A 26,247-nucleotide genomic window follows, 5' to 3' on the forward strand; every position below is an offset into this window, starting at 1 on the left:
CAGTAAAAACTTATAGGAATCATGATCTAAAGTTTTATTTTACTCTACCGATTTAACCTCTCGACAGCTTCCGCGCTTGTATCTACACGTTTAACGAAAAAGACTAATAGTAGTGCAACAATATTCATGCCAAGCGCTACATAGAATGAATATTGAATTCCGGATAATAAAGCCTTCTGAGTTAACATTACCTTCGTAGCTTCTGTGAAAGTTGTTGGATCCACATCAGCCATTAGACTTTCAGCTTTTGTTTTTGTTACAGAATTCATAATCGTAACAAGAATAGCAGTACCAATCGAACCGGACACTTGTTGAGCTGTATTATTAACAGCTGTACCGTGCGGATTTAAGCGAGTTGGCAATTGATTAAGACCATTTGTCATAAGCGGCATCATAACCATCGCCATCCCAAACATCCGCAGTGTGTAAATAAGAATAATATGTGTGTGACTAGAGTCGATTTGCAGGTTTGCTAGCATATAAGTTGAAACAGCTGTAATGGAAAGTCCTACTATACCAAGAATCCGAGGGCCATATTTATCAAATAGTTTACCTGTAATTGGTGACATAACCCCCATTATTACCGCACCTGGAAGCATCATCAGCCCAGAGCTCAGTGGCGAAATACCACGTACGTTTTGTACATAAGCTGGTGTTAAAATCATACCCGAAAACATCGCCACTGCGTTGACAATCGCAATTACAGACGCAAGTGCAAACATTGGGTACTTGTAAACACGTAAATCCAATAACGGTTCATTCATTTTTAATTGACGGATAATGAAAGCAATTAGGGCAATAGCGCCTATGATTAAGGTTGTTAAAACAACTTTATTCGTCCAACCATCGGAACTTGCAGAACTGAATCCATACAACAGACCGCCAAAACCGACAGAAGATAATAGTAATGAGAGATAATCAAGTTTTGCATTTTTATTTTGCCTCATGACATTCTCCGATTTCCAAATCCCTAACAGTAAGCTAATGATTGCTAGCGGTAATATCATTTCAAAAAGCAAACGCCAGTCATAATACTCTACAATATAACCCGATAGTGTCGGTCCAATTGCTGGGGCTGTAATCATAACTAATCCAAAAATCCCCATCGCTGTTCCCCTTTTTTCTCTCGGAAAGCTTACTAGCATAATATTCATTAACAAAGGCCCCATGACTGAAGAACCTGCTGCTTGAACCATCCGACCAGTCAGTAATAAACTAAAGTTCGGTGCTAAAGCCGCTAAGGCCGTACCAAGAATAAAAATCAACATAGATGTAATAAATAAGCTCCTATTGGAGAAGCGGGTTATTAAAAATGCTGACGCCGGAATTAATACACCACTTACAAGCATATACCCTGTAGAAAGCCACTGAATCGTTGAATAATCTTTAATGTCTAAATCCTTCATTATTGATGGTAAGGCTACATTTAAAAGCGAGTTATTTAGAAATGAAACAAATGCTCCAATAAAAAGAATTACAAGCATTAAATATGGTGGTTTTCTTTTATGTAATGTTTCACTCATATATTCATTTGCCCCTTCATTATATATTCCATTAATTCGTTTAAATTGTTTTCATATCTGCACAACAATACATGATCCTTGCAGTATTTTGCCATACTCTTCAACTGGATATTCTCTTTTTGGCAATTCTACTTGCTCAACATAACATGTGTAAATCTTTTTTATTGATTAAGCCTTATAAACAAGTTTGTTAACCGAAATTAAATTAGGCTGAATTAAACAAAAGGAGCAACTGAAAATACCCTTCTAAAATAAAGTGAAACTTTAATCAGTCGGAATTTTACAGGCAGCCGCTTTCACTGAATTTTGAGGGATGGTGCCTTATGGCCCAAAAATAGCAGGATAAATAAATATGACCACACACCCATTCCTTTAAATACGGGCTTGTAAATCTAGTTATGTAACCATCCATAAAAAGTAATATTACATAGGCTAAGTTTAATATTACTTTTTTAAAGTGAGGGGAATAAGCTTATGCACCAATATTGGTATTTGAATTCAGAGGGCAACGGTGAGCAATATAATAACCAAATTGCAATGTCATCATTATATTTACAGCCCCAAATAGCTAAAGCTGAGGGAATGAATGATTTGAAGATTCCTGAGAATTGGAGTTGTCGAGTATATCCATTTGGTTGGGATTCACCAGTCAATTATACAGGTTTCAATCCCGATCCCCCTCCCTTCTCTTTAGGTCAGCCAATCCATTATGCAGGGACGATGCCCCAAGGACATCCCACTAATTGGACTCCATTACAAGACCATGCAGGTTTTAATTTTCAAAAACCTCCCTTACCCTGGGCTCAACCATTCAATCATACAGGGATGTTCGCACAAGGTCATCTTGCCGCTTTACTATCGCCGCCAGCCAAGCCTTTTAATTTTCATACCAATAATAACTGGGGTATTTTTGGAAATCCTCCAGGATGGGGAGGACAGGGAAGTCCTTTGGGATGGGGGAATAACGGTCAGCCAGGAATGCTTGGAAACTTACTGACAGCAGGAAAAGGCACCATGAATGGAATCGGAATGCTTAGTAGTTTAATCGGTATGGGGAAGTTCTTCTTTTAGTTAATTAGAACGGGAGGATAGATCCATAGCTCAAACATGCCCCTCAATATATTTATTGTATGGTTCCAGTACTCCCTCCAAGTTCGTTTCCTCTCCTTTCAAATTATAAAAAACATCTATTACCTTGTATGTGATAACTTGATAGAGGTGTGGTGACATCAACAAAACGCAAATTTCGTACGCTAAGCAAAACGCTACAAAAAAACCGGTTCCTTTACGAAAGAACCGGTTTTTTGTAGCGTTTATTTATTTGAAAAGTAGTCAAATCTTTTTTCACTAGTTAACACTTTGAACACGGCCAATTTGTCCATCTTGTAATCGAACTTTAATGCCGTACGTATGTGTTTCACTATGTGTCAAAATATCTTTCACAACACCACTTACAGTTTTACTATAGTCATTATCCAATTGAATAACTACATGTGAACCAACTGAAATTTGTGATCTTGTTGGTTTCCCACCTGTTGCTTGTGTTGTTTTTTCTTGTTTTTGTGTTCTCTCTTGTTGTATAGACTGTTGTTGCTGAGTCTTCTGCTCTTGTTGTTTACGCTTCTCTTCTTCTACTCTTTGTTGCTCTTCTTGTTTACGCTTCTCTTCTTCTACTCTTTGTTGCTCTTCTTGTTTACGCTTCTCTTCTTCTACTCTTTGTTGCTCTTCTTGCTTACGCTTCTCTTCTTCTGCTCTTTGTTGCTCTTCTTGTTTACGCTCCTCTTCTTCTACTCTTTGTTGCTCTTCTTGCTTACGTTTTTCTTCCTCCGCTACTTTTTTATCTTCATCTATTTTTTGCTCATCTGATGCAACTTTTAATTTTTCTTCATCACCTTTACAAGCACTTAAAGACATTACACACAAACTCAAAAGTACAAAAAATAACAATTTCTTTAACATTAAAAAATCCTCCTATATATACATTACAAATCAATAACTTTCATAGCATAACAAAAGTATATGTATTTCTTTGTCACAATTTGTCGTATATATGTAATTTCTACTAAAAGACTGACACTACAATAAAAGCGGAGATTATTATATCGATTCGTGCACAGGAATTACGTTTGTTTGCTAATCAATTAAACTTAATTAATGAAATACAAGGAATAACCTTCATCTTATGTATGAAAGGATCTTTCGGTTTAAGATCCTTTTATATTGCTCATTTAACTAAATAAATTGGTTAATTGCATAACGCTCTTCTAACTTTCCTTGCGAAACTTAGCGGATCATCAACGTCTTCGATATTAACGTAAATTAAATTTGGATCATCACATAACCACTCATTGTGTATAGACGAAACGATTATTCCTTGTTTAATAATTGTAGCAACAAATCCGTTGACTTCTTTTTGCAATAGCGCTATCCGGCCTAGACATAATGCTCGTCCAGTTTTATTATCTCGTGATTCGAATGAGAAGGAACTTGTTACCCTAAAACGTTTTCCTAAAATAGTTGTTTGTATTTCATCCCGATTTATTGTTGCCACGCATTTTCCACCGGCGAATCCTTCTTGGCCACCGATAATCCTTGCAAACTGTTGACAAATTAATTCATCATTACACGCCATACCTTGAATCATCCCCCTTTTTACTATTAGGTTATGAATGAATACTTAGGTCTGAAACGGTAATGAATCTATTCTATTACCAAAAAGATTATCGGAATCTAACGAAGTCTATTATATGGTAAGGCATTTTTAGAGAGCATAAAAAAACACCCTAAGGTGCCATCTTCCGACTTGAGAATCATATCTATGTATGGAGAAATTTACAAAAGAGGAGGTTCTAACTATAATTTATAAAACAATTATGCCATGAATTACATACATATTTCCTTATTTACTGGGAGCAGAATCCTGTTATATTACTTTCTGATCAGTCTCGTTAAAGCCATCCCAATAAATCCAGCGCCCATTCCTACTAGCCATCCAGCATGGGTATCACCTAATATAGATCCCACTCCTCCGCCAAGAAACATGCAGCCAACGAATACTAATCCTCCAATTCCCCAATTCGGCCGTTCCATAGTCAATCACATCCCTTCAATAAAACATATGCTTATAGTTATCTAAACTTTCTTGCATAGGATGGTTAATTATTTTGCTTAAGTTTAGCACTTTAAGGGCATTCAAAAGATGCGATGATTGGCCAATTTGAATGAATTGCAGAATGTGAATTTAATTTTTTCATATTATAATACCTTAAGAGTTGTGGAACAAATTCTTCTTCAACTAACGAATTAATAGAAGTATGGAGATTTCCCACAATTTATGGCTCCCCCCTCGTTATCATGTTAAGAAAAAGCAAATTCCACAAAAACGAAAATTATATGTATCATTGACTACTGTTAATGATGCGTTATGTCATACAATGGAGTTACTATTAGAAAACTGTGAGGATGATTACGTTGATAAAATTTGGAATTAGTTATGCTGCAAGTCTGTTTGCTTTTATTTTTGGATGGTTCTTGATTTCATATATTTCTCATCCTAGCTTTATTCACCCGAACGTTGTATTAGGATTCATTAAAACGATCGTCACTTATGGTAGTATACCGGCTCTTGTAGCTTGTCTAATTGGGGAAGTGTTATACAGGAAAATCAAACGATGTAGAGAATTTCAATTTGGGATTCCTGTATTTATAGGACAAGCAGTTATCTATACACTTATACCATTTCTTTTTCTTTTTCCCTTTAATTTATCCCATTTCTTTGATTTCGTTGCACCTGTTATTATGGGGTCCTTATCTTTTTATTTCGTACGTAGAAAAATATAATTAACTTCAAGAGTGTGACAGAAGGAAACCTGAGTGAGTAAAACCCACTATATAACCATACAGAGCTCAAAGAACGCATCAATTCTTGCAAAATCAACAAGAAAAAGTATTTGCGGATTCTAGGTTTAAACAAAACGAGAACAATCAAAACGCCATCATTACTTCTCTTAAAAGAAGAATTGAAAAGATAGAGAAAAAAGAATAAAGGGCTTCAAGAAAAAAATAAGTAATTGCGTGAAAAAGGAAAGGTACAGCTTACTGATTACTTCATGCATTCATAAAAATAGGACCGTACATATTAGACATATCTAATATGTACGGTCCTTTCGTTTACTAGTCGTTCACTTATATCACCTAAAAATAAGTATGTGGTCCTTTTACAATTTGAATTTCTTTTTAAACTTCTTATATTTTCTATACGAATGTCTAACAATGTTTAACATAAAATACGGTATTTTAATAGGGAATGGAAATTTATAAATGAAAGGCAAATAAAATATAAAATATGCCTTTTCTAGGTCTCTCCACTTACTATCTTCTTTTGTTTTTAAGAAATCAGATACATCGACTACATATCCTCTTCCGTTTTCCATCATCACATTTTTCCCGTGAACGTCACAAGGAGTTAACCCTTGTTCCCTTGCATACTCTAATGCTTCATTGATATCAAAGATTACCTGCTTAGGAATTTTTATCCCCTTATGAATAGCATCGTATAAAGTAATTTCTTTTAAACGTTTCAATACTATAAAATTTTCTCCTTTATATATAAGCTTCGAATAAGAAGGATGGTCTCCGATTCTTCGGTATACTTCTGACTCTTTTTCAATTCCTTCTCCTTCTCTTGCGTAAACTTTCACTACCCAATCTTTGTACTCTTTGTGCATAAATACTGCAGCATAATTACCTATCCCTAAACACTTCCAAAGTCTAGGAATATCTTTAACTACTACAGGCTCGAATTCATCCTCACTTCTAATGTTTACCTCTTTTAATAATTCGTCCTTTATCAATCCCACAAAACTGTTTATACTCATCATTTCCACTCCGGTTTTGCTAAAAGGGGTCCCACCCACATTTTAACGAAAATATACACTAAGTGAATTTTATCATAAAACGAGACATCTTTTTTCTTAAAATAAAAAGATGTCTCGTTTTATTTGAACTGTTGAATACTTACTATTTATTCCACTATTCATAGCCAAAAACCGTACAACATAAAAATATTGCCAATTATTTTACGTATTTTCATTTTTTCAGAGGCAACTGTATATGGGCTTTTCTTAGTGCAAGTTCTCTTCGTTCATTGGCCATGCAAATCCATGTTTGTTCATCCCATAAGCATAACTTAACTTTTCATCTGGATCGGCAAAACAGAATGATTCTCCTGTACCTGGGTGACCAAAAGAAGGATATCTACTTTCAAATCGGATGCTTAGTACTCTATTTTATAATCTATAGACTTAACAGAAAAAGTTTCCTCAAAACGATAAAAATGAACATCAATGCTGTACGAAACCAACATCTCTAGCAAGATCCCATAAGGTATTTGGAGATAAAAAACTTTGAATCTCTTGAGCAAATAGTTGTAATTCATCAGATACAGAAATAGACATACAAAAACGCCATCCTTTCCTATGATTCTACAAAAAGAATAGCGCATTTTTTCATTTTTGGGGAGGGTTTGTTGAAGTAGCCTAATAGCGATTGGTGGTACCCCTTATAGGATAATAGAAGTTTGCATTTTCAATTTTTCACACTCTATTAACAAGGCAGTTATAGCATCCTGGTTTAGCGTTAATAATGTGAATATATTCTACTTCTTTATTATCAAAAACTCCATCTATATTTTCTCTTAAATTTACACCTTCTGTAACCCTCGCCTCTACAATCATTGATTCAGCATTATAGCCGCGTATAGATAGATACCTATGATGTAACATAAGCGGAATTTCATTTACATCTAGCTTAGCGGTAGTTGCTCCCTTTCGTATAAATATAGGACCACTTGCTTTATACGGCGAATTAACACTATGATATTGGTAATTCAGTAAGATTACCTCTTCTCCTACCTCTGCATCCTTCAAACTTATCCTACAAGGATATCCAGGATTTTTATTTGCTATTATTTTGACTGCCCCGATACTTTTTAATACTTCTTCATTCATTAGAAATAGGTTATTAAACTCCTTCTCTTGTAACGCAACGATTTGAAAGTTATTTCTCATATTCTATCCCTCCTTTATTAGTTGTTATAAAGCATTTCACTAATGATGCTACCACTAAAGTTCATAAAACTTGTTCAATAATCCTGCCCGTTTGTTAAGGATTGAATTAAAAAGCTTACAATTCTATAAGAGAGAAAAAATGGCTTATTATTGTTCAATACAAAGTTGTTTACTTTTAATCAATCAGTAATGATTTATCGAAAAATACGATGAGTACAAAGCACTCTTGTTAATTCATGCTATCTTTTGTTAAAGAACGTGAAATCAGTCAAGTTCTTGGTTTACGGTATTTCCACTATGGAAAGCACGGAATTGACTCGGTGAAAATCCTGTATTTTTTTTAAATGCATTATAAAAGCTAGATACACTTTGATAGCCTGTTTGATAACCAATCTCTGTACTATTAAAGACCGTTGTCAAGAGCAGTTCCTTTGCTTTCTTAACTCTGATCCTTTCTAAATATATTCGAGGAGTATACCCTGTTCTTTCTTTGAAAATCCGATTTAAATGAAAACGACTAACTCCTACCCTTGATGCAATTTCATTTAAAGACATGTTTTGAACATAATTATTTTTTATTAATCGCATAGTATCTTCCAAAACACATTCGAACGGATCGTATATTTTTATATTTAGATCTGATCGGCATCTTTTGCATGGACGATATCCTGACCTTTGAGCTTCTTGCGCATTTGAAAAAAAGGATACATTTTCATAATTAGGAACCTTAGACTTGCAAGAAGGCCGACAGAAAATTCCAGTTGTCTTGACTGCGTAAAAGAATATCCCGTCATACGCTGAATCACATGATACTGTTGCTTTCCACATGGTATCTCTGGAAAGGTTATTTTGATCCTTCATTAGATTTTAATCCTCCCTTGTAGGCGAAAATCTTATTACTCAAAATCATATAAATCACATATATAGCCACGACAATTAACGGAACAAATATATACAATTGAAAAAATGGAATCACCAGCAAACATAAAATGAAAGAGATTAACGATGCCCACCATGCCGGTGTGTTCTTCCTAAATAATTTAACGCCTGCTGCCATTGAAAGAACATAAACTAGAATCCCAAGAGAAGTCGGTATAAACAAAATATCATCAAACGTTAGTGACAAAGCTTTTGTCACTAACACACCTGCTACCGAAAAACAGATAACAAACAATACCATCTGTCTTGGAATTTGAGTAGTTGCATGCAGCCTTGAGAAAAATTTTGGGAAAGCACCATCTCTGCTTAATGAATATCCTAATTGCGTTAGGCTGGCTACAAAAGCATTCGCTGTCCCTGTACAAATAATTAAAGCTAAAATAGCTGTAACGACTTTGGCACCTCCGCCTACTGTATCTCCCATAATAACACCAATAGGAGACAGGTTGCTTTCTTGACTGCCATACGTGGCCGTTCCAATAGTGACAAGGCTTAGCGCTAAAAATAATAATCCAATGACAACTGCACTAATAACTGCTCCTTTGACAATATCTTTTTCTGGCCTTTTAAAGTGCTCAGCCAGATTACAAATCGCCTCCCAACCGAAAAATGACCAAAAGATAACCGTTATAGCGTTCCCGACAGAAAACCATCCATTTGGAACAAAGGGATTAAAATTTCCCCATTGTATTCTTGGAAACGCCACAAATACAGCTGACGCTAAAAGAATCAGTAATAAAGAACTTAAAATCAATGCAACTTTACCACTAACATTTACGCCGTAATAATTGGAAACACCTGCAATTACCAAAATAAAGACGGCAATTAAAATTGTTTCAAAATGCGAAAATCCAAATGCCTGACTGACGTAAAAAGCACCAGTTAAAGATACAATCGTTTGACCAACTGCTGCTGTTACAAAATAAAACCACCCAACGATATTGCCAAGGTGATATCCAAAAGAATTTCTAACAAAGGTTGCTGCTCCACCGGAATCAGGATATATCTGTGCTAAACTAGCAAAGGAATAAGCAAGCGGAAAACTAATTATAATAACGATAAACCAGGATACAATAGATGCAGGGCCCGCTATTGAGGCCGTTACCCCCGATAAAAAAAGGACACCTGATCCTAGAATAGCTGAAATGTATAACGCAATTCCTTGAAATAATCCAATGGCTTTATTGTTCATGATCTCCCCCCTTTTTATAGGATTTAGTGTACTAGTAAAGGGAGGGGAATTCTTCTTGTTTTTTGCGGTTTAATTCGTTTAATAAAGTGAAACTTTAATCAGTGGGGGTTTTCTTCATCCCCCACTGATTATTAGTTGAACCAATCGGACTTTTATGGGCAGTTGATCCCCCACCTAAATTCTTTGCTTTCACTGCATTTTGAGGTGGGGGTCTTACTGCCCATTAAAGCGGGATAAAACAATCAAAAGCATTTTTATTATATTTCTTCTTCAACAATCTGGCCCGATTGTTGAAGAAAGTAGCCTGTTCCAATAAAGAACTTTATTGTTCAGTAAACAACTTGTCATGAAACCATAACACGAACCGAAATTTTTCTTAAGAGTAGAAAATTTGGCTCGCTTTATGTTGGAATTTGCTTAGCGTATATTTTCGTTAAAATGTGGGCGGGATCCCATGCCCATCAAGCTAACATTTTGAGACATCTCCATTACGAGAAATTTACATTTTTACAGTTATTTATAAGAATTCGACTCATTTTTTTGTTTTGGGGTGTTATAAAATCTTTAAGTTGATGGGCATAGGGTGGGACCCCACACAGTACGATTTTATTTCAAAGACACAACGATCTTACTACACACTTTTTATTTATCCCACACTCTCATCTGCTAGTATTACTATTTTTTATTACTAATGTTGCCGTTTCACTCGGATGGCTAAGAGGAAAATGATGGCCATATGGAACAAAATCAACCTTACCAAGATGCGATGGAGCAGAATAGGCTCTGTCATAATCCCCCCAAATAATGTGAAGATTATACTTTGTTACTTCATTGAAATCACCTTGATCGTTTTTCAGTAGTAAACTGTTAAGCTGAACCGTAGTATTTAAAATTCTAGGAGAAGTAAAACTGTTCCTTATTTTTTCAATATAATGTTCAGGAATGCTCTCCGTACTTTCAAACAAACCATTACTTAATAAATAACGCTCTATCAACTTAGTAGTTGCCAATTTTAATGTCCATTTGTTCATAAATTGAGGAACATTTAGCGATTTAGCATTTTTTTTAGCAACAGGTGGCTGAAGTAAAGTAATTGAATACTTCTTATCTATGTACTCTTGTACCAATGCTTCCAGAAGAATAAATGCACCGAACGAATGACCAATTAGATGTGCACCATGAGTAGCTTTCTCCAATAACTTTTTCACTACATTCAAATAGATATCTAGAAGATTTTTATCTCGTTTAAAAGGAGAACGCCCCAAACCTGGAAGATCCAAGATCCATACAGGTTGACCAGTTTTTTCATAAAGCTCTTGTGCTAAAGGAAATAAATCCTCTCCATCACTCAATAAACCATGTAATAAAATAAACGGTTTCCCCTCTCCTTGTAATTGGTAAAGAGTAGTGTTATCGCATAATGTTCGTTTAAATAAATGATTATGCTGGCCATTTTGATACATCATTCGATAATCCAGATCAGCTACTACGGCAGGGAAAAATTTCATTACACTCGTCTTCTTAAACCAATCTCCTCCCATAATTTTTTTCGCTGAAACATTTGAAAATTTTCGTTTTGTAATAAAATTCAGTCCATCAGAAGGAATTTTTGTTATTTTACTTAATCCACTATTCATAATTGTTTTCATAAGCGGCATTGGGACCGAGATTTTTGGTGCCCTCATATTCATACTTTCCGACATAATACTTAATAATCCAGTAATGTTCTGATCGTGCTGTTTGTCTTCAACAAGTGTATATGTTTGAATAGTCGGTTGCTCCAACCTGAAAACCTGCACAATAAACTTCGCAAACTCATCGTTTGAAATAAGTGGTAACCTATATCCCTTACCTCCAGGAATCACTGGCATGAGCCCTCTTCGCATACTCATCACAAGCAAACCTAATCCTGCTATCTGCTCTGTACTCCCTGTTTTGCTACTACCGACTACAGTTGGTGGATTAATTACAGAAAGCGGATAACCTACCGCTGATGCCTGGTGACGGATATAAAGATCTGCTAAAAATTTTGTTCTCTCATATGGATTTTTTATTTTCAAATAACTGTTTCCTTCTTTAAACACATCAATTGCAATCTTGCTATTTTTATCATCAAAGGGACTCATATAACCTACAACATGAATAAATTGTTGCAAGCCCTTCAATTGATGAATACTTTTAGCTAATTCACTAATATGTTTGGCGCCATTTAAAAATACGGAAGCTGCCTCTTTACTTGTCGCTTGAATATCCATGGGGCCTCCTGCGTGAATAATCACATCCGTTTTCAATACCCTCTCCTTATCTTCAGCACTTAGACCTAAATCTATTTTCGTCAAATCACCTTCAATAAAGTGCATAACTGCCTTTTTTAAGCTACCTCTTTCTTGAAAAATGCGTATTGCTTTACTTTTCGACCTTACTAAAAGAAGAATTTTAACATCTTCTTTGGCTAATTCTTTCACTAATTGCTTTCCAATAAAGCCTGTTCCACCAATTAAAAATACTGTTCTCATATAAAATCCTCCTTTAGTACTACTTAGTACTAATTTGATGTGAAAAAAAAAGCTTCTTTTATCGAAGCAATTTTAAAAAATGATCTGCTGTTTTCGTGATTACAGTTGCATCCTTCAATGTTTCTGAAATAAATAACGCTCCTTCAAGATTTGTAATAAAAAGTGATGCAACCTCATCAATATTAATCGTATTTCTGAATTCTCCATTCTCTACCCCTTGTTTAAGTAATAGAGAAACTTTCTCTTGTAATCCTGTAAAAAAAAGACCTATTTTTTCTTTTATTTGCGTGGCCTGTGTAGGACTTTGAATATAAAGAGTAATAAATGGACAGCTCCCCTTATACTCTCTCGACTGAACTCCTTGTGATAATTGCTTTAAAAACAGTTGGATACGATCTTCAACTAAAAATTGGTTCTGAGAAAGTACGTCATCAATTGCAGATTGATACATTTCAATCCAATAATCAACGACCCCTTCTAATAATACTTCCTTATTAGAAAAGTGATAATACACATTAGACTTTGAAACTTTGCTTACACGTACTAATTCATCCATACTTGTATAAGCAAACCCTTTTTCTAAAAATAATGTTGCAGCTACTTCAATCACACGTTTTTGATTCATTAATTTTACCTTTGTCATAACTAGAACTATATAGTACTAATTTAAATATTGCAAGTATTTATGTTAATATAGAAAAAAATTTGATTAAAAAAGTTCTACTAACATTGATTTTACTGCAAAAAATCCTAACCCTAATTATTTTCAAGATAGAAGAATTAAGAAAGGTACATAGTATATACAGATAGATATGGAAACGTTAATGAACTCTCTTCAACCAGGACAAACATGTGAAATAGCTGATGCTTATGTAGGTATGATTGATAAAGTTCCAGCTCGTGTAATTGCTCATCGATTAACAAAACAACAGCAAAATGGGCGAAAGTCTCATCGATATGAGAAAAAAACGGTCTTTGATATATTAGGTGTCGTTTACAATTGTACCCTGTCTGATAATCAAGCCGCTTAATTCAAAAAAGTGAAACCCGTTAAGGTTTATTTCGTATGCAAATCTTTCAATCACCTACACTTGCCCTTTAGAAAAAAGAAACAATCTCACCTAAAATCGACTTTGCATAAGCTTAGCTTGATAGCGATGGGGTACGGCCAGAATTCCGGAAAAAATTACGCTAAGAGTATACAAGATTTTATAAAGTTTTTCGGTTAATCCAAAAACAGACAAGAACCCTAAAACCACACCAGGATAGGAATGTATAAAAAAATGCATAGATCCATAGAACAAAAAAAGACGATTCCCTTGTAAAATTAGGGGTTCGTCTTTTTCATCGTTACCGATAACAAGAATTGTGTAAATAAGCAGTCCATATGGACAGCTTATTGGATATTTTCAAATACACGATATTTTATTTGTCGATTTTTTTAATCTTCATTATCGATTTCTATTGTACCTGTTCTAGCACTAACTTTTAAACTATTTAACAGATTATCAGGTGTCTTAATTTCCACTTCATATTCAAATGTAGATTGTGCTAAGTTGTCATCTTCTAATTCGAATTCTTTTTTCACATTAATAATTTCTCCATTTGTATGTGCTAAAGAAATTTCACGAACTTGTTTCTCAGTGTAGTTTTCATTCTTTTTTGCATAATTGTAACCCATGCCATAATATCCACCAACAATAGCAATACCACTTACTAAAATAGCAATTACACTTATAATTATTTTCTTTTTATGTTTTAACATTTTCATCCACTCCTTCATGATTAATCATCTATTCCAAATCTTGCTTCCAGCGCATTTTCTGCTTGCTCTAATTGATCTTCGAGTATATCGTGTTCTTTTTCTTGCGCTTTATATTGTTCAATTGTTATCGTTCCAGCGCGATAATCTGCTTCTAGCTGATTATCAGATAGATCTATCTTGTCATCTAATTGATCAATTTCTTTTTTTGCTGCTAAGTACGTATTTAAGTTTTCTTCTTTTGCTCCAACTGGTTTCATGTTATTTGCCTTTTCAACGATAGATGTGACTTCGTTTTTGAAATCTTGTATTTGCTTCGTATCATTTGTAGCAGGCCCTGTTTTGTGTGGTTCTTGTTGTAGTTGAGAAATTTCTTTTTGCAATGTATCATTTTCCACTTTCAGTTGTTGTACTTCTGTATTTTTATCAGCTTGAGTAGAACAAGCTGTTAAGAATAAACAAGACATTGCTCCAATCAACATCGACTGTCTCATTCTGCTTTCCTCCCTTTACATGTGCACCTTATCCTTGCCTTTATATTACACAACAAACATTAAAGGAAGATTAATGTACAAAAAAATAAAGTGAAGACTTTTACAGGTAGCCCGCCCCCCTACCTCCCTCGCATTCGCCGAATTTTGAGGGAGGAGTCTTACTGCCCGTTAATGCTGGATAAAATGATATAATTAAATCGTTTCTAATCTTTCTTTAATGTTTTGGAATTATAGTGATACATATAAATAAGGAAAAAAGGAGAATGTTAATGCGAGTTCTTATTGTCGAAGATGAACAAGACTTACAAAATATATTAGTAAAACGATTAAATGCAGAACATTATAGTGTCGATGCATGTGGGAATGGAGAAGATGCCTTGGATTATATAAACATGGCTACCTACGATTTGATTGTGCTAGATATTATGATTCCCGGAACAAATGGTTTGCAAGTATTACAAAAATTACGCGCAGACAATAATATAACTCCTGTCTTGCTTCTTACAGCTAAAGATACAATTGATGATCGCGTAACAGGACTCGACTTAGGTGCGGACGATTATTTAGTAAAGCCGTTTGCTTTTGACGAACTGTTAGCAAGAATTCGAGTGTTAATGCGAAGAAATACAGGAAACACATCTAATGTGTTTGAAATCGCTGACCTAGTGGTAGATTGTAATATGCATAAAGTAACAAGAGGAGACCAAGTTATCACTCTTTCCAGTAAAGAATTTGCTATTTTAGAATATATGATTCGTAATAAAGAAGTTGTGTTGACACGAGATAAAATTGAGCAACATGTGTGGAATTACGACTATGAAGGTGGCTCGAATATTATTGATGTTTACGTCCGTTATCTTCGCAAAAAAATTGATAGCCAGTTTGAAACGAAGTTAATTCATACAGTACGAGGAACTGGTTACGTATTGCGAGTAGAATCATGAAAAGACTATCAATCAAAATGAGAGTAACCCTGTGGTATACAGGGCTAATTGTAATTATTATGGCACTCGTGTTAGCTTTTATTTTAACTTCTTCAGATCAAGTTTTGCTTTTTAATATGAAGAATCAATTGAAGAGTACAGTAAAAGAAAGCATGGAAGATATCGAATATAAGCATGGCCAATTAAAGATGGACGATGATTTTGAAACGTTAGAAGATGAAGTAAATATCAGCATTTATAATAAACAAGGTGAGCTGCTGGCAGGAAATAGTCCAACAAGCTTTAATAAAAAGATATCGCTTAAATCCGATGAAATACAAACCATTAAAGACGGTAATAAAGAATGGATTGTATATGATTTTCTCCATAATGCGGGCGGCGATGAGCAAGTCTGGATTCGTGGAATAATGACTATGAACCAATTATCATCAACGATGAATACGCTTATTGTCATAACACTCATCTCATTCCCATTACTTATTCTCATTGCCGCAGTGGGAGGATATTTTATTACGCAAAGAGCATTTCGACCTGTGCAACAAATGAGTGATTCAGCTAGTAAAATTAGTGATGGTAAAGACCTTTCGAAGAGAATTCATTTACAAGGTTCACCGAAAGACGAAATGTATCATTTAGCACAAACCTTTGACAAAATGTTTGAGCGATTGGAGACATCGTTCGAAAGTGAGAAACAATTTACATCTGACGCATCTCATGAATTAAGAACACCAACATCTGTTATTATTTCGCAATGCGAATACGCTTTATCACAGAGGAATAATCCGAAAGAAATGGAAGAATCGTTAGAAGTCATTTTAAAGCAATCACGTAAAATGTCCGCGCTACTATCCCAACTCTTATTATTAGCAAGAGCTGACCAAGGAAACCATAATACTTTCCAATTTGAATGTATCAATATGAGTGAATTAACGGAAATCGTTGTAGAAGAGCTTTCATTAATGGATCAAGAAACATCGATTGATATGACAACGAATATAGAGGAAAACCTGTTTATGAAAGCAGATCAAACATTGATGATGCGTTTATTAATGAATTTACTAACGAATGCGATTGCTTATAGCAAAGCGAACGGCACTGTGCATATGCAACTGTTCCGTGATGGAAACAACATAATAGGTAAAGTCTCCGATAATGGCATTGGCATCAGCAAGCAACATATTGATAAAATATGGGACCGCTTCTATCGAGTTGACGCAGCACGAACATCTTCAAGCACCGGAAACACAGGTTTAGGATTGTCGATGGTAAAATGGATTGTAGAACTACACGGAGGAGAAATTATGGTTGAAAGTAAATTAGGAGAAGGCAGTACTTTTACATTTAAACTACCAATTGAAAAACGAGCATAATGTATGAATATCTGTAGCTCCAGAATAAAGATTCTTCAATCCTTATATAAAAGTAACCGACGCATTTTAAACAGCATCGATTTTATCATTTTGGACAACCTGTTCTGTTAAGTTGATATGCATATGGAAAAAAATATCGAAATAAAACCCCAGAAATCCAAAGGTCTCTGGGGCTTCATTATATATTTAGCTCTTTTTGCTTTTTGTTTTGTTTATGTTTATACAGCAATTTTCGGCTTATGAGAGAAATCAGTAATAAGACCAGTATTAGTACGAAAAGTTGCATAAATGATAAATCAAAATATTTAGCACCTGTAACGATTAACAGTGTAGAAATCGTACCTTTTACAATGAAAAAAATAATAATCCATAATCCGCCTTTTTTCCAGTTCATTTTTATATTACCCTTTCCTACTTTTTAATTCTTAAATGGGACACCTTATTAAAAATCTATTATATTAGTAAAAAAATCATGTCTAATTAACTGCGACGATTCTATATTAAATGAAAATGATATTCAATGTCAATTTTATTGACTATTTGAATACCTGTTTCTTCATCTCAATCTCTTTCTACTTTGTTTCTTATAAGCAATAAACTCTTGTTTTCAAACAAAAAACACCTCCATTGAATGTACATACTTCGTATGCAAATTCAAGAGGTGTTTTTTCATATACCATCAGGTAAGATTTCCTGCTTTATTTGTTTCTTAATACGTAGCTATTTTCTAGTACACAATAACTGGATCATATGTATTCAAACTATCATACACAGTTTTTGCAACGTTAGGCAGAAGGTTTACACACCCACCTGATCCCCCTGTTACATAAGCATTATTTCCCCAGTCTTTTCGCCAGCCAGCATCGTGGAATCCTTGACCACTATTTGTGAATGGAACCCAGTAATCTACTTTAACTGCATAATCAGCTTTCCCTACTGCGCTACCTCTCAGCGTGTATGGAGTTCGTTTATATAAAACGTACCATACACCTGGTGATGTATCTTCACCCGTGCTATGTTTACCCGTTACTACATTTGTTGTGAGAACTAGTTTTCCATCTTTATAAATCCAAATTTGTTGATCTGCAATGGAAACTTCCGCATATGTGTCTCCGATGCCATTATTCGCTGTTGTTTTATAACCGATCCCTTCCTTCTCCCAACCATTCCCGTGAATATTAGAAGCAGAAAGCGATTTTTCGCCTTTCTCAAAGGCTTGTTGAACTTGTTTTGTTTCTTTTTCCACATCTAGTGCCCAGCCGTATCCTTGTCCCTTTACTGAAATAACCGAACCAGAATGTGTTTTAAAAGCGAAGTCTTTATGTAATGTAGATTTAGCCTTATTAATTTCAGCGACCTTATTCTTAATTTCGCTCGCATCGATTGTCACTTTCATATCCTTTGACATAGAGGCATTTTGAATTAAATCTTTCGCTTTTAATGAATACACTTCATCCTGCACTTTATAATCAACAGACTGCTGAATAAGATTCTGTAATGCTTTCTCTTCTTTTTTGATGATTGGATCGTCTTCTTTAATAGGTTGTATGTATGTAGACTTTAAATGAATTTCACTTTTATGCTTCTGCTTGGCGTAATCTTTTAGTAGATTCGTTACGTCATATTGTTTCCCATCAACGCTCTTCGAAATAACAATTTTTCCTTGTTCGAGCTTCGCCATAGCATCTTGAGGCGCTTTTAATTTTTCATTCATAGAAACGAGCTTTTCTTCTAGCAGTTTTTTCATCGTTTCATTACGATACTGATCCGCTTCTTTCGGTAACAATGAATAATCTTTTTCCTTTGCCGAAGGGAGAAATGTCCACTGGCTTTTTAATAGTTTCTTAACTTGTGGCAAGTCTTTTTCTGTCAGTCCCGTTTTTGTATCTTGTTCATCTAAAATTTGTTGTTGATCAATATAGACTTTATTTGCTAGTGCAGATGTTTTTAATTTCTGTATTGCCTGATCAGCACTCAAACCACCGACCTTCGTATCGTTAATCGTAACATTCGAATTAAAGTGGGTTGCCTGGTAATAACTCATTCCCCCAATAAGAAGTGCAATTACACCGCCACCCGCAGCGATTAGCTTCCAATTGGCAAAACGTTTTTTTGTTCTTACCCGTTTTTTTTCAACTTCTTCAACAGTTTCATTTACTGAATTATTGTTCATCAATCTTTCCCCCGTATACATAAACGTCAATTGATTTTAAACCAAAACCATTGATTAGTGTACCTTATTTTTCCTGAAATTTCATTGTTTTTAACTAAGTTTTATTCCATTTAATCGATTAAAGTTAGATTTTTTAATAGAAAGATATATAAACATGATAGATAAAGTGAAAAAAGACCACACCAATCGAGTTATTACGGGTCCCTCGCATTCGCCGAATTTCAAAAAATGATACTATTTAACTTGATAAAATAATTTTCGGATGTTTCAAATCATAGGAAGGCACCTTAGGAAGTCTATTATCTATGAAAAATATCCACAAAAAGGGACTACATGTAGACTCTTTTTTGTGAATATTTTAATGTCGCATATTTTATAAATTTAAATGCAAACCATGCTCCCTGCTTTTCACCAGGTTTCGCAACGTTTACTATCGGCCTAACTAATTTCACCTTATAATCTTTATCATCAACAATTTCAAGATTCTTTAAACTATTATATATGTTTGTACCACGCTTTATTGATACGTTTAATCTTTACAGGTGTTGAATTTTTAGACTCATCCTTAGTTGTAACCCTATTATTAGAACATCCTGCTATAGTGAGACAGCATGTAGCCAATAAAACTAATAATATTAATTTCTTCAAATAGCCACTCCTATATAAGGGAAATATTATATTGAGAAAACCAAACATAACATCGAATCTTTATAAAAACAATATATTTCCTAGTTTTATTATCCATTCGCAGATTCATGCACACCTTAAAGTGTATGAATCCGCTAATAAGCGTAGAACCTCATACTCATCAAATCAATGTCCAATTTCCATTTTATCCGATTCTCAATATTTATTCCAATATAAAGAAATAGCTATTTTTGTTGAAAACTAAGTATCTCCCAAAATGAAAAATACGAGCTGAATTCTTATAACCCTATATATTTATTCAGCTAACTTCTCCCCTGTAACAATCCGAAACAAAGTGGCTGCATTTTTTTCTTCTAATTGAGCGTACCGATTACCTCCCGAGATGATTTCCACTTTATCCTTATTAGTGCTTACCCAAATTTGATACAACACTGCTTTCGCCTCTATTTTCGGATTTTTAAATTGAAAAATAAAGTGATAATCAGCTGGACGAGACATTTCCACTTTTTTATTTTCAAAAGTAGTATCCTTTAATATTTTCTTTACTTGCTGAACTTGCTTATTATCTGTAACTACCTTCAAATCTTCATATTTATCATCCACATGTTTTTGCACTTTGATTGTTTGATCTTCATTTCCTATTTTATTTGAACAACCGATTATTATGATTATACAGATGCTAATATTAACTAGAGACCAATTTCTAAATTTCATATTAATACCCTCTTTTCAATACAAAATATTTAAATTTGTAAAATAAAGGTAATTAATTTAAACTCAAAAATATAAATAATAAAGAGAAAGGAGTGTCTCGTTCCATGCAGATACAAACGTAAACTTGGAAAAGCTATACGTTTCTCATTGTAAGTATATTCGTTACTATTAATCTCTTTCTCTTCTCACCTATTTTAGACAGAGTTGGAGTAGAATAGGTCGTGCCTTTCGCCTACTTCATATTAGGTTCCGCTGTTATAGCAATTATATTAGCGGTTATTTCTTTTTGTAGCCGAGCTGGGAAGAAAATTTTAGCCATTATCGGTTTATGTTTTACTCTATTTAACACAGCGGTCATTTTATTTTTCCTTTGATTTGGTTACCATTTCACTTAAGTAAAATATAAATAAATCCCATAAGCCACAAATGAAATTAGTAAAATAGAAATGCTGAGTATCGTGTATATAATCCATTGTAAGTTTGAACTCATATACTCCCTCCTAACAATTCCATTATATAACAAAAAAGCATTGGATACCCAATGCTTTTTACACTTACGCAAATAAAGATGTATTCGCATATAAAGCTGGTGAACCACCTGAATGTACGAATAAAATGTTGTCTTCTTTATTAAATGTGCCTTTTTTAATTAAGTCGATTAGTCCCGCTACTGCTTTACCTGTATACACTGGATCCAGTAAAATACCTTCAGTTTTCGCAAGTAATTGAACTGCTTCCACCATTTCTGGCGTTGGTAACGCATAACCTGGTCCTACATATTCATCAAAGCATGTAACAGCTTCACGCGGGATAAAGTTGGGAATACCAACGTGAGCTGATGTTTCCTCTACAAGTTTTGCTACTTTCTCTTCTTGTTCTGCTTTTCCTCTACTTACGTTGATTCCAATAACAGGAATGTGACTTTGTGTTCCAGCAAAACCAGTAATTAAACCAGCATGCATACCAGCGCTGCCACTTACGCAAACGACTGAACTGAAATCAATTCCTTGATCAAATGATTGCGCCATAATTTCTTGCGCACAAGCAACGTATCCCATTGCGCCAGTAGGATTTGATCCTCCAACTGGTATTACATATGGCGTACTACCCTTCTCACTTACTTCTTTCGCTACTTTACGCATCTCTTCCATAAGATCTGCTCCGTTTGGTACAACAATTACATTTTCAGCACCTAGTAAATGATATAAGAAATAGTTTCCGTTAAAGTCTGGCTTCTCTTCTGGCTCAAGCCCTTCTTCTAATACAAGGATACATTTCATTTTTTCTTTTACCGCAGCTGCTAGTGTTAAACGGCAATGGTTTGACTGAATACCACCAGCTGTAATTAACGTATCTGCACCTTTTTCCTGTGCATCCGCAACTAGAAACTCTAACTTTCTCGTCTTATTACCACCAGCTGTTAAACCAAGTAAATCATCTCGTTTAAAATAAATAGTCGGCCCGCCAAGTGCTTCAGAAAAATTGTTTAATTTTTCAATTGGTGTATATGATTCTGTATATTTTTTTCTCGGGAATTTAGCTAAATTCATTAATAACGCTCCTTTGTACTTCTTTCACAATGTATGTAACGATACTATTATTACATGTAAAAATGATGAAGTCACCTTTCTTGAGGAAAAATGTATTGGAATTCGGTTTCGGTTAGCGAAATTGTACTAACACTTCGGATTTCAATACGGTACATGAAATTTATTTCAACGATTTTTTCAATATATCGACTTACCGACAAAAACCGACAACCTAAAAAGAGCCCACTCATTCAAAAGTAGGCCCTTACCAATCACTTATTTGCCGAAAATCGAAGAAGCTGCGTTAATCCTGGTTCTAAATTCATTTCTCCTTTATGTCGTACGTATACAATCTTGTTCCCATCAAATTTGGGAGGATTTCCTGGATTATACGTCAGCCACTCGTTCGTTCCTTCTACAGAGTACTCCATATACTCCGTTGCACCGACAATTATATTTTTACTATCATCAGCGGTTACATTTGGTGCCATTTGTGCGACCTTCGCATCACTAATTAATAGCTTCTTTATATCCTTATCACGTTTATAGTCATAAGCTGTTACAATTACATCGTTACCATATGCTTTCACTTGTAGCCCTTGTTTAAATGAATAACCATCAGGAGCAGTCTTCTCTCCGCCATTTGGTCCAGCTGACATCCATCCTGTTTCAATTCCGCCCGTATTTACAACAGTAAATCCTTTTTTATCACCGCCTGCAATTTTCTTTTTACCTACCCAGTCTGGCAAGTTTAAATCCCAATGCGTATGACTCGTGAAGAAAACAACTTGCGGATAGTCTTTTAATATATCGTACAATTTATCAATGTTTAAATAATCTTGTAAATACGGATTTTGTCTTGATCCAGATACTGTATCAGGTAGCACGTGATGAGAGAAAATGAAAATTGGCTTATTTTTATCTTTTTGACTATATTCTTCTAAATTTTGTTTTAACCAACCTAATTGCTCATCACTCATAAATACTTCATCCCACATTTTTGAATCGTGGTATTTCATATATTTTTCAGTTCCTAAAAATAAAAGCGGATAACCGTCTAATTCTTTTTTATGATACACCTTTTCTTGCCCGCTAAATTGTAAGTAACGGTTGAATAGCGTTTCTTCCGTTACACCATTTGGCCATGTACCTTGAGAGAGCTTCCCATCAGCTGTCCATTTACCAGCATAAAACTCATGATTCCCCACAGTTGACCATACATTTTCCGGATGCTTATTTTTGTTTAGCACACGCTTTACATCATCATATTGTGACTGCTGTCCAGTTGGCGTTATATCTCCATTCATAATAAGCGCTCTAGAAAGTGGTGTCACTTTGTTCATATCTTTTAATACGTGATCAAAATCCCCTAAATCCCCTTGAATATCACTAATTACGTTAAAAGTTGTAGCTGATTTTCGAACTTGCTCTTTCCCTTCCGCATGTGCTGAAAACGTCGGCAATAATGCTGTCATAACTGCTAACGAAGCAACTGTCTTTTTCATACAAATTCTCCCCCTAATAAATAATTGTACAAACTGACATGTTCTGCTTTCTCTTAGGTGCTTGTCCACTTCACATTATAGGGAGGGATTGTAAAGATAGATGACGTTAAAAGTTAATTGTTTTTTAAGAGATTTTGTCGTTTTTTGCAAACCACAATTAGCGATTCACGCCAATCTAGCTTTCTAGCCTTTAACATTACATACATGTAAATTTTGATGTTAAATCTTTTCGTTTCATACGTTGTTTTTTATTACTTCTAATTTTCGGGAAAAATCCACTAATTAATAATGTTATAATCCATACCATTATTAAAATAAAATTTATTGTATTACCGGAATTCAAGCTGAAAACTCTCCACAAATAGGCAGCACAAAAAACGAGGATAGCGGTACTAATAAGTAAAAATGTCCTAACTACTAATCCGATGTAGGATCTCTTCTCTTGCTTAAAAATGAAGGTTCTTCTACCTTTGTACAATCTAATTGCAAATAGCAGCAAATATACACTGAGTATGGCTCCAATAACAATTGATGTAATAAAATTACTTTTTCTCTGCTCAGCTAGAGAGAAGTAACTTTCAGGTAATTTTCCTGTTTCATATTCAATCCATGCGTGGTAAATATCCTGTCGTAAGTCTATACCACCTTCACCATTTGTAAGGATTACCAATCCATCCTTTGTATTAGGAATGAAACCGTAAAAAGAATGCCAGCCTCGATTGTCACCAGAATGATAAAGTAATTTCCATTGATTAGATAGTTTTTTTTCAAATATACCTAAACCATTCTCCCCTAATACTGGCTTTTGCATTTCCGTAACACGTTCACTTTTGATGACACCATTCCCTTTAATATTTGCATCCATGCTTGCAAGTATCAATGTCATCATATCCGTAACATTTGTCTTAAGACCTGCAGCAGCCTGTTCGGTAAATTGGTAACTAGGGAGCTCCTCTCCAAAATATCCATAAGCTTTCGAAAGGTTATAGTTTTCAGGACGTTGTAAGAATGAACTAGATTTCATTCCTAAAGGTTTCATAATTTGTTCTTCCATATAACGATCAAACGGTATTCCGGTAACCTCTTCCATTACAAGTTGTAAAATTGTATATCCGCCACCAGAGTAAATTGTTTCTGAACCTGGTTTATTGGTCACCTCCACTGGTTCATTAAGCCATCCTTTTCCAGACAGAGATTCCTCAATAGAGTCAAGATGTTTCCCTGGTGCAACCCCGAGGTATCCTTTATGTGCAGACAGCCCTGCTGTATGGCTTAACAATCTTCTTATTGTGACTTCATTATTATGAAACTCTGAATTAGATAATTTCCATTTGGTCAGATATTTTTCAACGGGATCATCTAGTGATAAACGTCCTTCATCTACAAGATGCAAGATTCCCCACGCTGTAAGGCTTTTAGATATGGAACCAGCTTGAAATAATGTATCATCATTCACCGCTTTTTTTGTCTTTTTATCTACATAACCGTAGTTTAGTGTATAAGCAATACGCCCCTCATGTACAATCCCTATTGCAACCCCTGGCACCTCATAATCCCCCTGCCATTTTGGTACCTGTTCATCCAGCTTTTTTTTGAAATCCTCTATACTCCTATCAGTCAACGTACCCGATTCTGCCCTCACCACATTTGTATACCATGTTTCATTCGCAATGAATATACAAATGATGAAACATAAAATACTTTTGCATATTATCGATGCTTTTTGTCTATTCTTCATTTGCCCTACCCCTTTTTTCAGAATATTCTATCCGATAATCAGAGTATCCTATTCACATATCTAGTTCTATCGATTTTTATTACTTAACCTTACAAATTTGTAATGAAAATCAAAGTTCTACATACTTAGGGGTTTTACTGCTCTTTATTCGAGGGCAGGAAATTTAATACAAAAAAGACACAGAGATTTCTCCCCATGCCTACTAATCCTCTACTTCTTCACCGCATGCACATAATGCACTGTCTCAAAAGCTTTTAAATAATCGTTTCGTCCTTCAAAATATAATGTATGAATATCCTCTGGTGATAAGTGCTCATAAATGAGTAAGCCTGCCTTCTCTAACAGTGCTTCCATTTCGGTATAAGAAAAACACGATTTCATCGGTTCTCCGCCTACTGCAGCCATTTTCACCATATTTTCAACTCGATTGGACAGTCCTTTTTCCGTAAATAAGTTTTCATCCGGATAATCGAATACGATAGAGCTTCCCTCTGGAACCATCGCAAATAGACATTCTATTAAACTAGAAAGTTCTTCTTTCGTTAAATAGTACGTAACACCTAATAGACTAAAGAAAGTCTTTTTATTTTCAAATCCTTCATTCCGTAACTGTTCACTGGAAAATCCTTTCGTGAAATCCATCGAAATAAAATGAAGGTTGTTTGGAGTTTCAAGTTCTGCGTCTTTTATTCTCTCCCTCTTAAACTTTTGTGTAGAAGGATGATCCACTTCAAATATTTCTATTTCATTCTCTAATTCTCGATGTCTGAAACTGAACGTATCTAAGCCTGCACCGAGTATGACGTATTGTTTTGCTCCTAATGTAATCTCATGTAGTAATACTCTTTCACAATATGCCGCGCGTGCCAAAGGTGTTGGTGATAATTGAACTTGTGTAATCCATTTCAATATTTCTTGTGGATTGTCTTGAAACTTCTCTGCAATGTCTGTATTAAAAAAATGTATTCCTTGAACCATGTTCATTTCAATTTCATTACGTTCTTTTTTTGAAATAAAATCTTTAGCTACAGAATCATCAAAGATTTTAGGACGATCAAATTCACTATGATATGCTCTTCCGAAAGCTGATACTAGCGAAGTTACACTTGATTCACCTTTTTTCACGCACATA

General features: G+C 34.7%; 23 protein-coding genes and 1 pseudogene. 5 read left to right on the top strand and 19 right to left on the bottom strand.

Annotated features, from left to right (window positions below; all coding sequences use genetic code 11):
* Positions 1-44 precede the first annotated feature (44 nt).
* Positions 45-1,523 carry a DHA2 family efflux MFS transporter permease subunit gene (locus FS742_RS08295; protein WP_144611926.1) on the bottom strand — a complete coding sequence of 493 codons (1,479 nt, stop codon included), beginning with the start codon at positions 1,521-1,523 and terminating at the stop codon, positions 45-47.
* 474 nt (positions 1,524-1,997) lie between these two features.
* Here FS742_RS08295 and FS742_RS08305 point away from each other — a divergent pair, with 474 nt between their 5' ends.
* Positions 1,998-2,594 (top strand): hypothetical protein, encoded by a 597-nt coding sequence (locus tag FS742_RS08305; protein ID WP_144611927.1) that lies wholly within the window; start codon positions 1,998-2,000, stop codon positions 2,592-2,594.
* Between the two features lie 276 nt (positions 2,595-2,870).
* On the opposite strand, the gene FS742_RS08310 is transcribed toward FS742_RS08305, so the two are convergent.
* From FS742_RS08310 to FS742_RS27525, 3 genes are all read right to left on the bottom strand, one after another.
* Positions 2,871-3,482: a YwbE family protein gene (locus tag FS742_RS08310; protein WP_144611928.1), complete on the bottom strand. Its 612-nt coding sequence runs from the start codon at positions 3,480-3,482 to the stop codon at positions 2,871-2,873.
* A 286-nt stretch (positions 3,483-3,768) separates the two neighbouring features.
* Positions 3,769-4,155, bottom strand: a complete 387-nt coding sequence (locus FS742_RS08320; protein WP_144612082.1) for a DUF1259 domain-containing protein — start codon at positions 4,153-4,155, stop codon at positions 3,769-3,771.
* Between the two features lie 296 nt (positions 4,156-4,451).
* Positions 4,452-4,613 carry a hypothetical protein gene (locus FS742_RS27525; protein WP_175562458.1) on the bottom strand — a complete coding sequence of 54 codons (162 nt, stop codon included), beginning with the start codon at positions 4,611-4,613 and terminating at the stop codon, positions 4,452-4,454.
* Positions 4,614-4,985: 372 nt separating this feature from the next.
* Here FS742_RS27525 and FS742_RS08325 point away from each other — a divergent pair, with 372 nt between their 5' ends.
* Positions 4,986-5,363 carry a hypothetical protein gene (locus tag FS742_RS08325; protein ID WP_144611929.1) on the top strand — a complete coding sequence of 126 codons (378 nt, stop codon included), beginning with the start codon at positions 4,986-4,988 and terminating at the stop codon, positions 5,361-5,363.
* Between the two features lie 377 nt (positions 5,364-5,740).
* Here FS742_RS08325 and FS742_RS08335 read toward each other — a convergent pair whose 3' ends face one another.
* From FS742_RS08335 to FS742_RS08360, 6 genes are all read right to left on the bottom strand, one after another.
* Positions 5,741-6,400: a protein kinase family protein gene (locus FS742_RS08335; protein ID WP_144611930.1), complete on the bottom strand. Its 660-nt coding sequence runs from the start codon at positions 6,398-6,400 to the stop codon at positions 5,741-5,743.
* 717 nt (positions 6,401-7,117) lie between these two features.
* A complete protein-coding gene (locus tag FS742_RS08340) occupies positions 7,118-7,591 on the bottom strand; it encodes a DUF1203 domain-containing protein (RefSeq protein WP_144611931.1) in 474 nt (157 codons plus the stop codon).
* A 264-nt stretch (positions 7,592-7,855) separates the two neighbouring features.
* Positions 7,856-8,452 (bottom strand): bifunctional transcriptional activator/DNA repair enzyme AdaA, encoded by a 597-nt coding sequence (locus FS742_RS08345; RefSeq protein ID WP_144611932.1) that lies wholly within the window; start codon positions 8,450-8,452, stop codon positions 7,856-7,858.
* Complete coding sequence (locus FS742_RS08350; RefSeq protein ID WP_144611933.1) at positions 8,436-9,722, bottom strand: APC family permease; 1,287 nt, start codon at positions 9,720-9,722, stop codon at positions 8,436-8,438. The genes FS742_RS08345 and FS742_RS08350 overlap by 17 nt, the downstream gene beginning before the upstream one ends.
* A gap of 659 nt (positions 9,723-10,381) precedes the next feature.
* A complete protein-coding gene (locus FS742_RS08355; RefSeq protein WP_144611934.1) occupies positions 10,382-12,238 on the bottom strand; it encodes an alpha/beta fold hydrolase in 1,857 nt (618 codons plus the stop codon).
* A gap of 58 nt (positions 12,239-12,296) precedes the next feature.
* Positions 12,297-12,863, bottom strand: a complete 567-nt coding sequence (locus FS742_RS08360; RefSeq protein WP_144611935.1) for a TetR/AcrR family transcriptional regulator — start codon at positions 12,861-12,863, stop codon at positions 12,297-12,299.
* 115 nt (positions 12,864-12,978) lie between these two features.
* Between FS742_RS08360 and FS742_RS08365 the strand changes: the two are divergent.
* A pseudogene (locus FS742_RS08365) lies at positions 12,979-13,269 on the top strand (hypothetical protein); the annotation flags it as partial.
* Between the two features lie 410 nt (positions 13,270-13,679).
* Here FS742_RS08365 and FS742_RS08380 read toward each other — a convergent pair.
* Both FS742_RS08380 and FS742_RS08385 read right to left on the bottom strand, forming a co-directional pair.
* Positions 13,680-14,003 carry a PepSY domain-containing protein gene (locus tag FS742_RS08380; protein WP_144611937.1) on the bottom strand — a complete coding sequence of 108 codons (324 nt, stop codon included), beginning with the start codon at positions 14,001-14,003 and terminating at the stop codon, positions 13,680-13,682.
* 20 nt (positions 14,004-14,023) lie between these two features.
* On the bottom strand, positions 14,024-14,494 hold the full coding sequence (locus FS742_RS08385) for a hypothetical protein (protein WP_144611938.1): 471 nt from the start codon (positions 14,492-14,494) through the stop codon (positions 14,024-14,026).
* Between the two features lie 269 nt (positions 14,495-14,763).
* On the opposite strand from FS742_RS08385, the gene FS742_RS08390 reads away from it, so the two are divergent.
* Both FS742_RS08390 and FS742_RS08395 read left to right on the top strand, forming a co-directional pair.
* Positions 14,764-15,438 (top strand): response regulator transcription factor, encoded by a 675-nt coding sequence (locus FS742_RS08390; RefSeq protein WP_144611939.1) that lies wholly within the window; start codon positions 14,764-14,766, stop codon positions 15,436-15,438.
* Positions 15,435-16,808 carry a sensor histidine kinase gene (locus tag FS742_RS08395; protein ID WP_144611940.1) on the top strand — a complete coding sequence of 458 codons (1,374 nt, stop codon included), beginning with the start codon at positions 15,435-15,437 and terminating at the stop codon, positions 16,806-16,808. Before FS742_RS08390 ends, FS742_RS08395 begins: the two co-directional genes overlap by 4 nt.
* 178 nt (positions 16,809-16,986) lie before the next feature.
* On the opposite strand, the gene FS742_RS08400 is transcribed toward FS742_RS08395, so the two are convergent.
* The 7 genes from FS742_RS08400 to FS742_RS08435 form a co-directional block, all read right to left on the bottom strand.
* The gene (locus FS742_RS08400) at positions 16,987-17,202 is read right to left on the bottom strand and encodes a hypothetical protein (RefSeq protein ID WP_001104092.1); all 216 of its coding nucleotides are present in this window, start codon (positions 17,200-17,202) and stop codon (positions 16,987-16,989) included.
* Between the two features lie 333 nt (positions 17,203-17,535).
* Positions 17,536-18,981: a L,D-transpeptidase family protein gene (locus tag FS742_RS08405; RefSeq protein WP_144611941.1), complete on the bottom strand. Its 1,446-nt coding sequence runs from the start codon at positions 18,979-18,981 to the stop codon at positions 17,536-17,538.
* Between the two features lie 942 nt (positions 18,982-19,923).
* Positions 19,924-20,343 carry a YhfM domain-containing protein gene (locus tag FS742_RS08415; RefSeq protein ID WP_144611943.1) on the bottom strand — a complete coding sequence of 140 codons (420 nt, stop codon included), beginning with the start codon at positions 20,341-20,343 and terminating at the stop codon, positions 19,924-19,926.
* A gap of 554 nt (positions 20,344-20,897) precedes the next feature.
* Positions 20,898-21,893 carry a D-cysteate sulfo-lyase gene (gene cuyA / locus FS742_RS08420; RefSeq protein ID WP_144611944.1) on the bottom strand — a complete coding sequence of 332 codons (996 nt, stop codon included), beginning with the start codon at positions 21,891-21,893 and terminating at the stop codon, positions 20,898-20,900.
* 251 nt (positions 21,894-22,144) lie between these two features.
* Positions 22,145-23,377 carry a DUF4073 domain-containing protein gene (locus FS742_RS08425; protein WP_144611945.1) on the bottom strand — a complete coding sequence of 411 codons (1,233 nt, stop codon included), beginning with the start codon at positions 23,375-23,377 and terminating at the stop codon, positions 22,145-22,147.
* Between the two features lie 196 nt (positions 23,378-23,573).
* Positions 23,574-25,115, bottom strand: coding sequence for a serine hydrolase domain-containing protein (locus tag FS742_RS08430; protein ID WP_144611946.1), 1,542 nt, complete (start codon positions 25,113-25,115; stop codon positions 23,574-23,576).
* A 210-nt stretch (positions 25,116-25,325) separates the two neighbouring features.
* Entirely contained in the window at positions 25,326-26,240 is a 915-nt protein-coding gene (locus tag FS742_RS08435) for a class I SAM-dependent methyltransferase (RefSeq protein ID WP_144611947.1), read from the bottom strand.
* Positions 26,241-26,247 lie beyond the last annotated feature (7 nt).

The organism is Bacillus cereus (assembly GCF_007678085.1).
GTDB lineage: Bacteria > Bacillota > Bacilli > Bacillales > Bacillaceae_G > Bacillus_A > Bacillus_A cereus_BE.

Coding starts and splice junctions, on each gene's coding strand:
- FS742_RS08295 (WP_144611926.1), bottom strand. CDS start 1,523: ATGAGTGAAACATTACATAAAAGAAAACCACCATATTTAATGCTTGTA.
- FS742_RS08305 (WP_144611927.1), top strand. CDS start 1,998: ATGCACCAATATTGGTATTTGAATTCAGAGGGCAACGGTGAGCAATAT.
- FS742_RS08310 (WP_144611928.1), bottom strand. CDS start 3,482: ATGTTAAAGAAATTGTTATTTTTTGTACTTTTGAGTTTGTGTGTAATG.
- FS742_RS08320 (WP_144612082.1), bottom strand. CDS start 4,155: ATGGCGTGTAATGATGAATTAATTTGTCAACAGTTTGCAAGGATTATC.
- FS742_RS27525 (WP_175562458.1), bottom strand. CDS start 4,613: ATGGAACGGCCGAATTGGGGAATTGGAGGATTAGTATTCGTTGGCTGC.
- FS742_RS08325 (WP_144611929.1), top strand. CDS start 4,986: ATGATTACGTTGATAAAATTTGGAATTAGTTATGCTGCAAGTCTGTTT.
- FS742_RS08335 (WP_144611930.1), bottom strand. CDS start 6,400: ATGAGTATAAACAGTTTTGTGGGATTGATAAAGGACGAATTATTAAAA.
- FS742_RS08340 (WP_144611931.1), bottom strand. CDS start 7,591: ATGAGAAATAACTTTCAAATCGTTGCGTTACAAGAGAAGGAGTTTAAT.
- FS742_RS08345 (WP_144611932.1), bottom strand. CDS start 8,452: ATGAAGGATCAAAATAACCTTTCCAGAGATACCATGTGGAAAGCAACA.
- FS742_RS08350 (WP_144611933.1), bottom strand. CDS start 9,722: ATGAACAATAAAGCCATTGGATTATTTCAAGGAATTGCGTTATACATT.
- FS742_RS08355 (WP_144611934.1), bottom strand. CDS start 12,238: ATGAGAACAGTATTTTTAATTGGTGGAACAGGCTTTATTGGAAAGCAA.
- FS742_RS08360 (WP_144611935.1), bottom strand. CDS start 12,863: ATGAATCAAAAACGTGTGATTGAAGTAGCTGCAACATTATTTTTAGAA.
- FS742_RS08380 (WP_144611937.1), bottom strand. CDS start 14,003: ATGTTAAAACATAAAAAGAAAATAATTATAAGTGTAATTGCTATTTTA.
- FS742_RS08385 (WP_144611938.1), bottom strand. CDS start 14,494: ATGAGACAGTCGATGTTGATTGGAGCAATGTCTTGTTTATTCTTAACA.
- FS742_RS08390 (WP_144611939.1), top strand. CDS start 14,764: ATGCGAGTTCTTATTGTCGAAGATGAACAAGACTTACAAAATATATTA.
- FS742_RS08395 (WP_144611940.1), top strand. CDS start 15,435: ATGAAAAGACTATCAATCAAAATGAGAGTAACCCTGTGGTATACAGGG.
- FS742_RS08400 (WP_001104092.1), bottom strand. CDS start 17,202: ATGAACTGGAAAAAAGGCGGATTATGGATTATTATTTTTTTCATTGTA.
- FS742_RS08405 (WP_144611941.1), bottom strand. CDS start 18,981: ATGAACAATAATTCAGTAAATGAAACTGTTGAAGAAGTTGAAAAAAAA.
- FS742_RS08415 (WP_144611943.1), bottom strand. CDS start 20,343: ATGAAATTTAGAAATTGGTCTCTAGTTAATATTAGCATCTGTATAATC.
- cuyA (WP_144611944.1), bottom strand. CDS start 21,893: ATGAATTTAGCTAAATTCCCGAGAAAAAAATATACAGAATCATATACA.
- FS742_RS08425 (WP_144611945.1), bottom strand. CDS start 23,377: ATGAAAAAGACAGTTGCTTCGTTAGCAGTTATGACAGCATTATTGCCG.
- FS742_RS08430 (WP_144611946.1), bottom strand. CDS start 25,115: ATGAAGAATAGACAAAAAGCATCGATAATATGCAAAAGTATTTTATGT.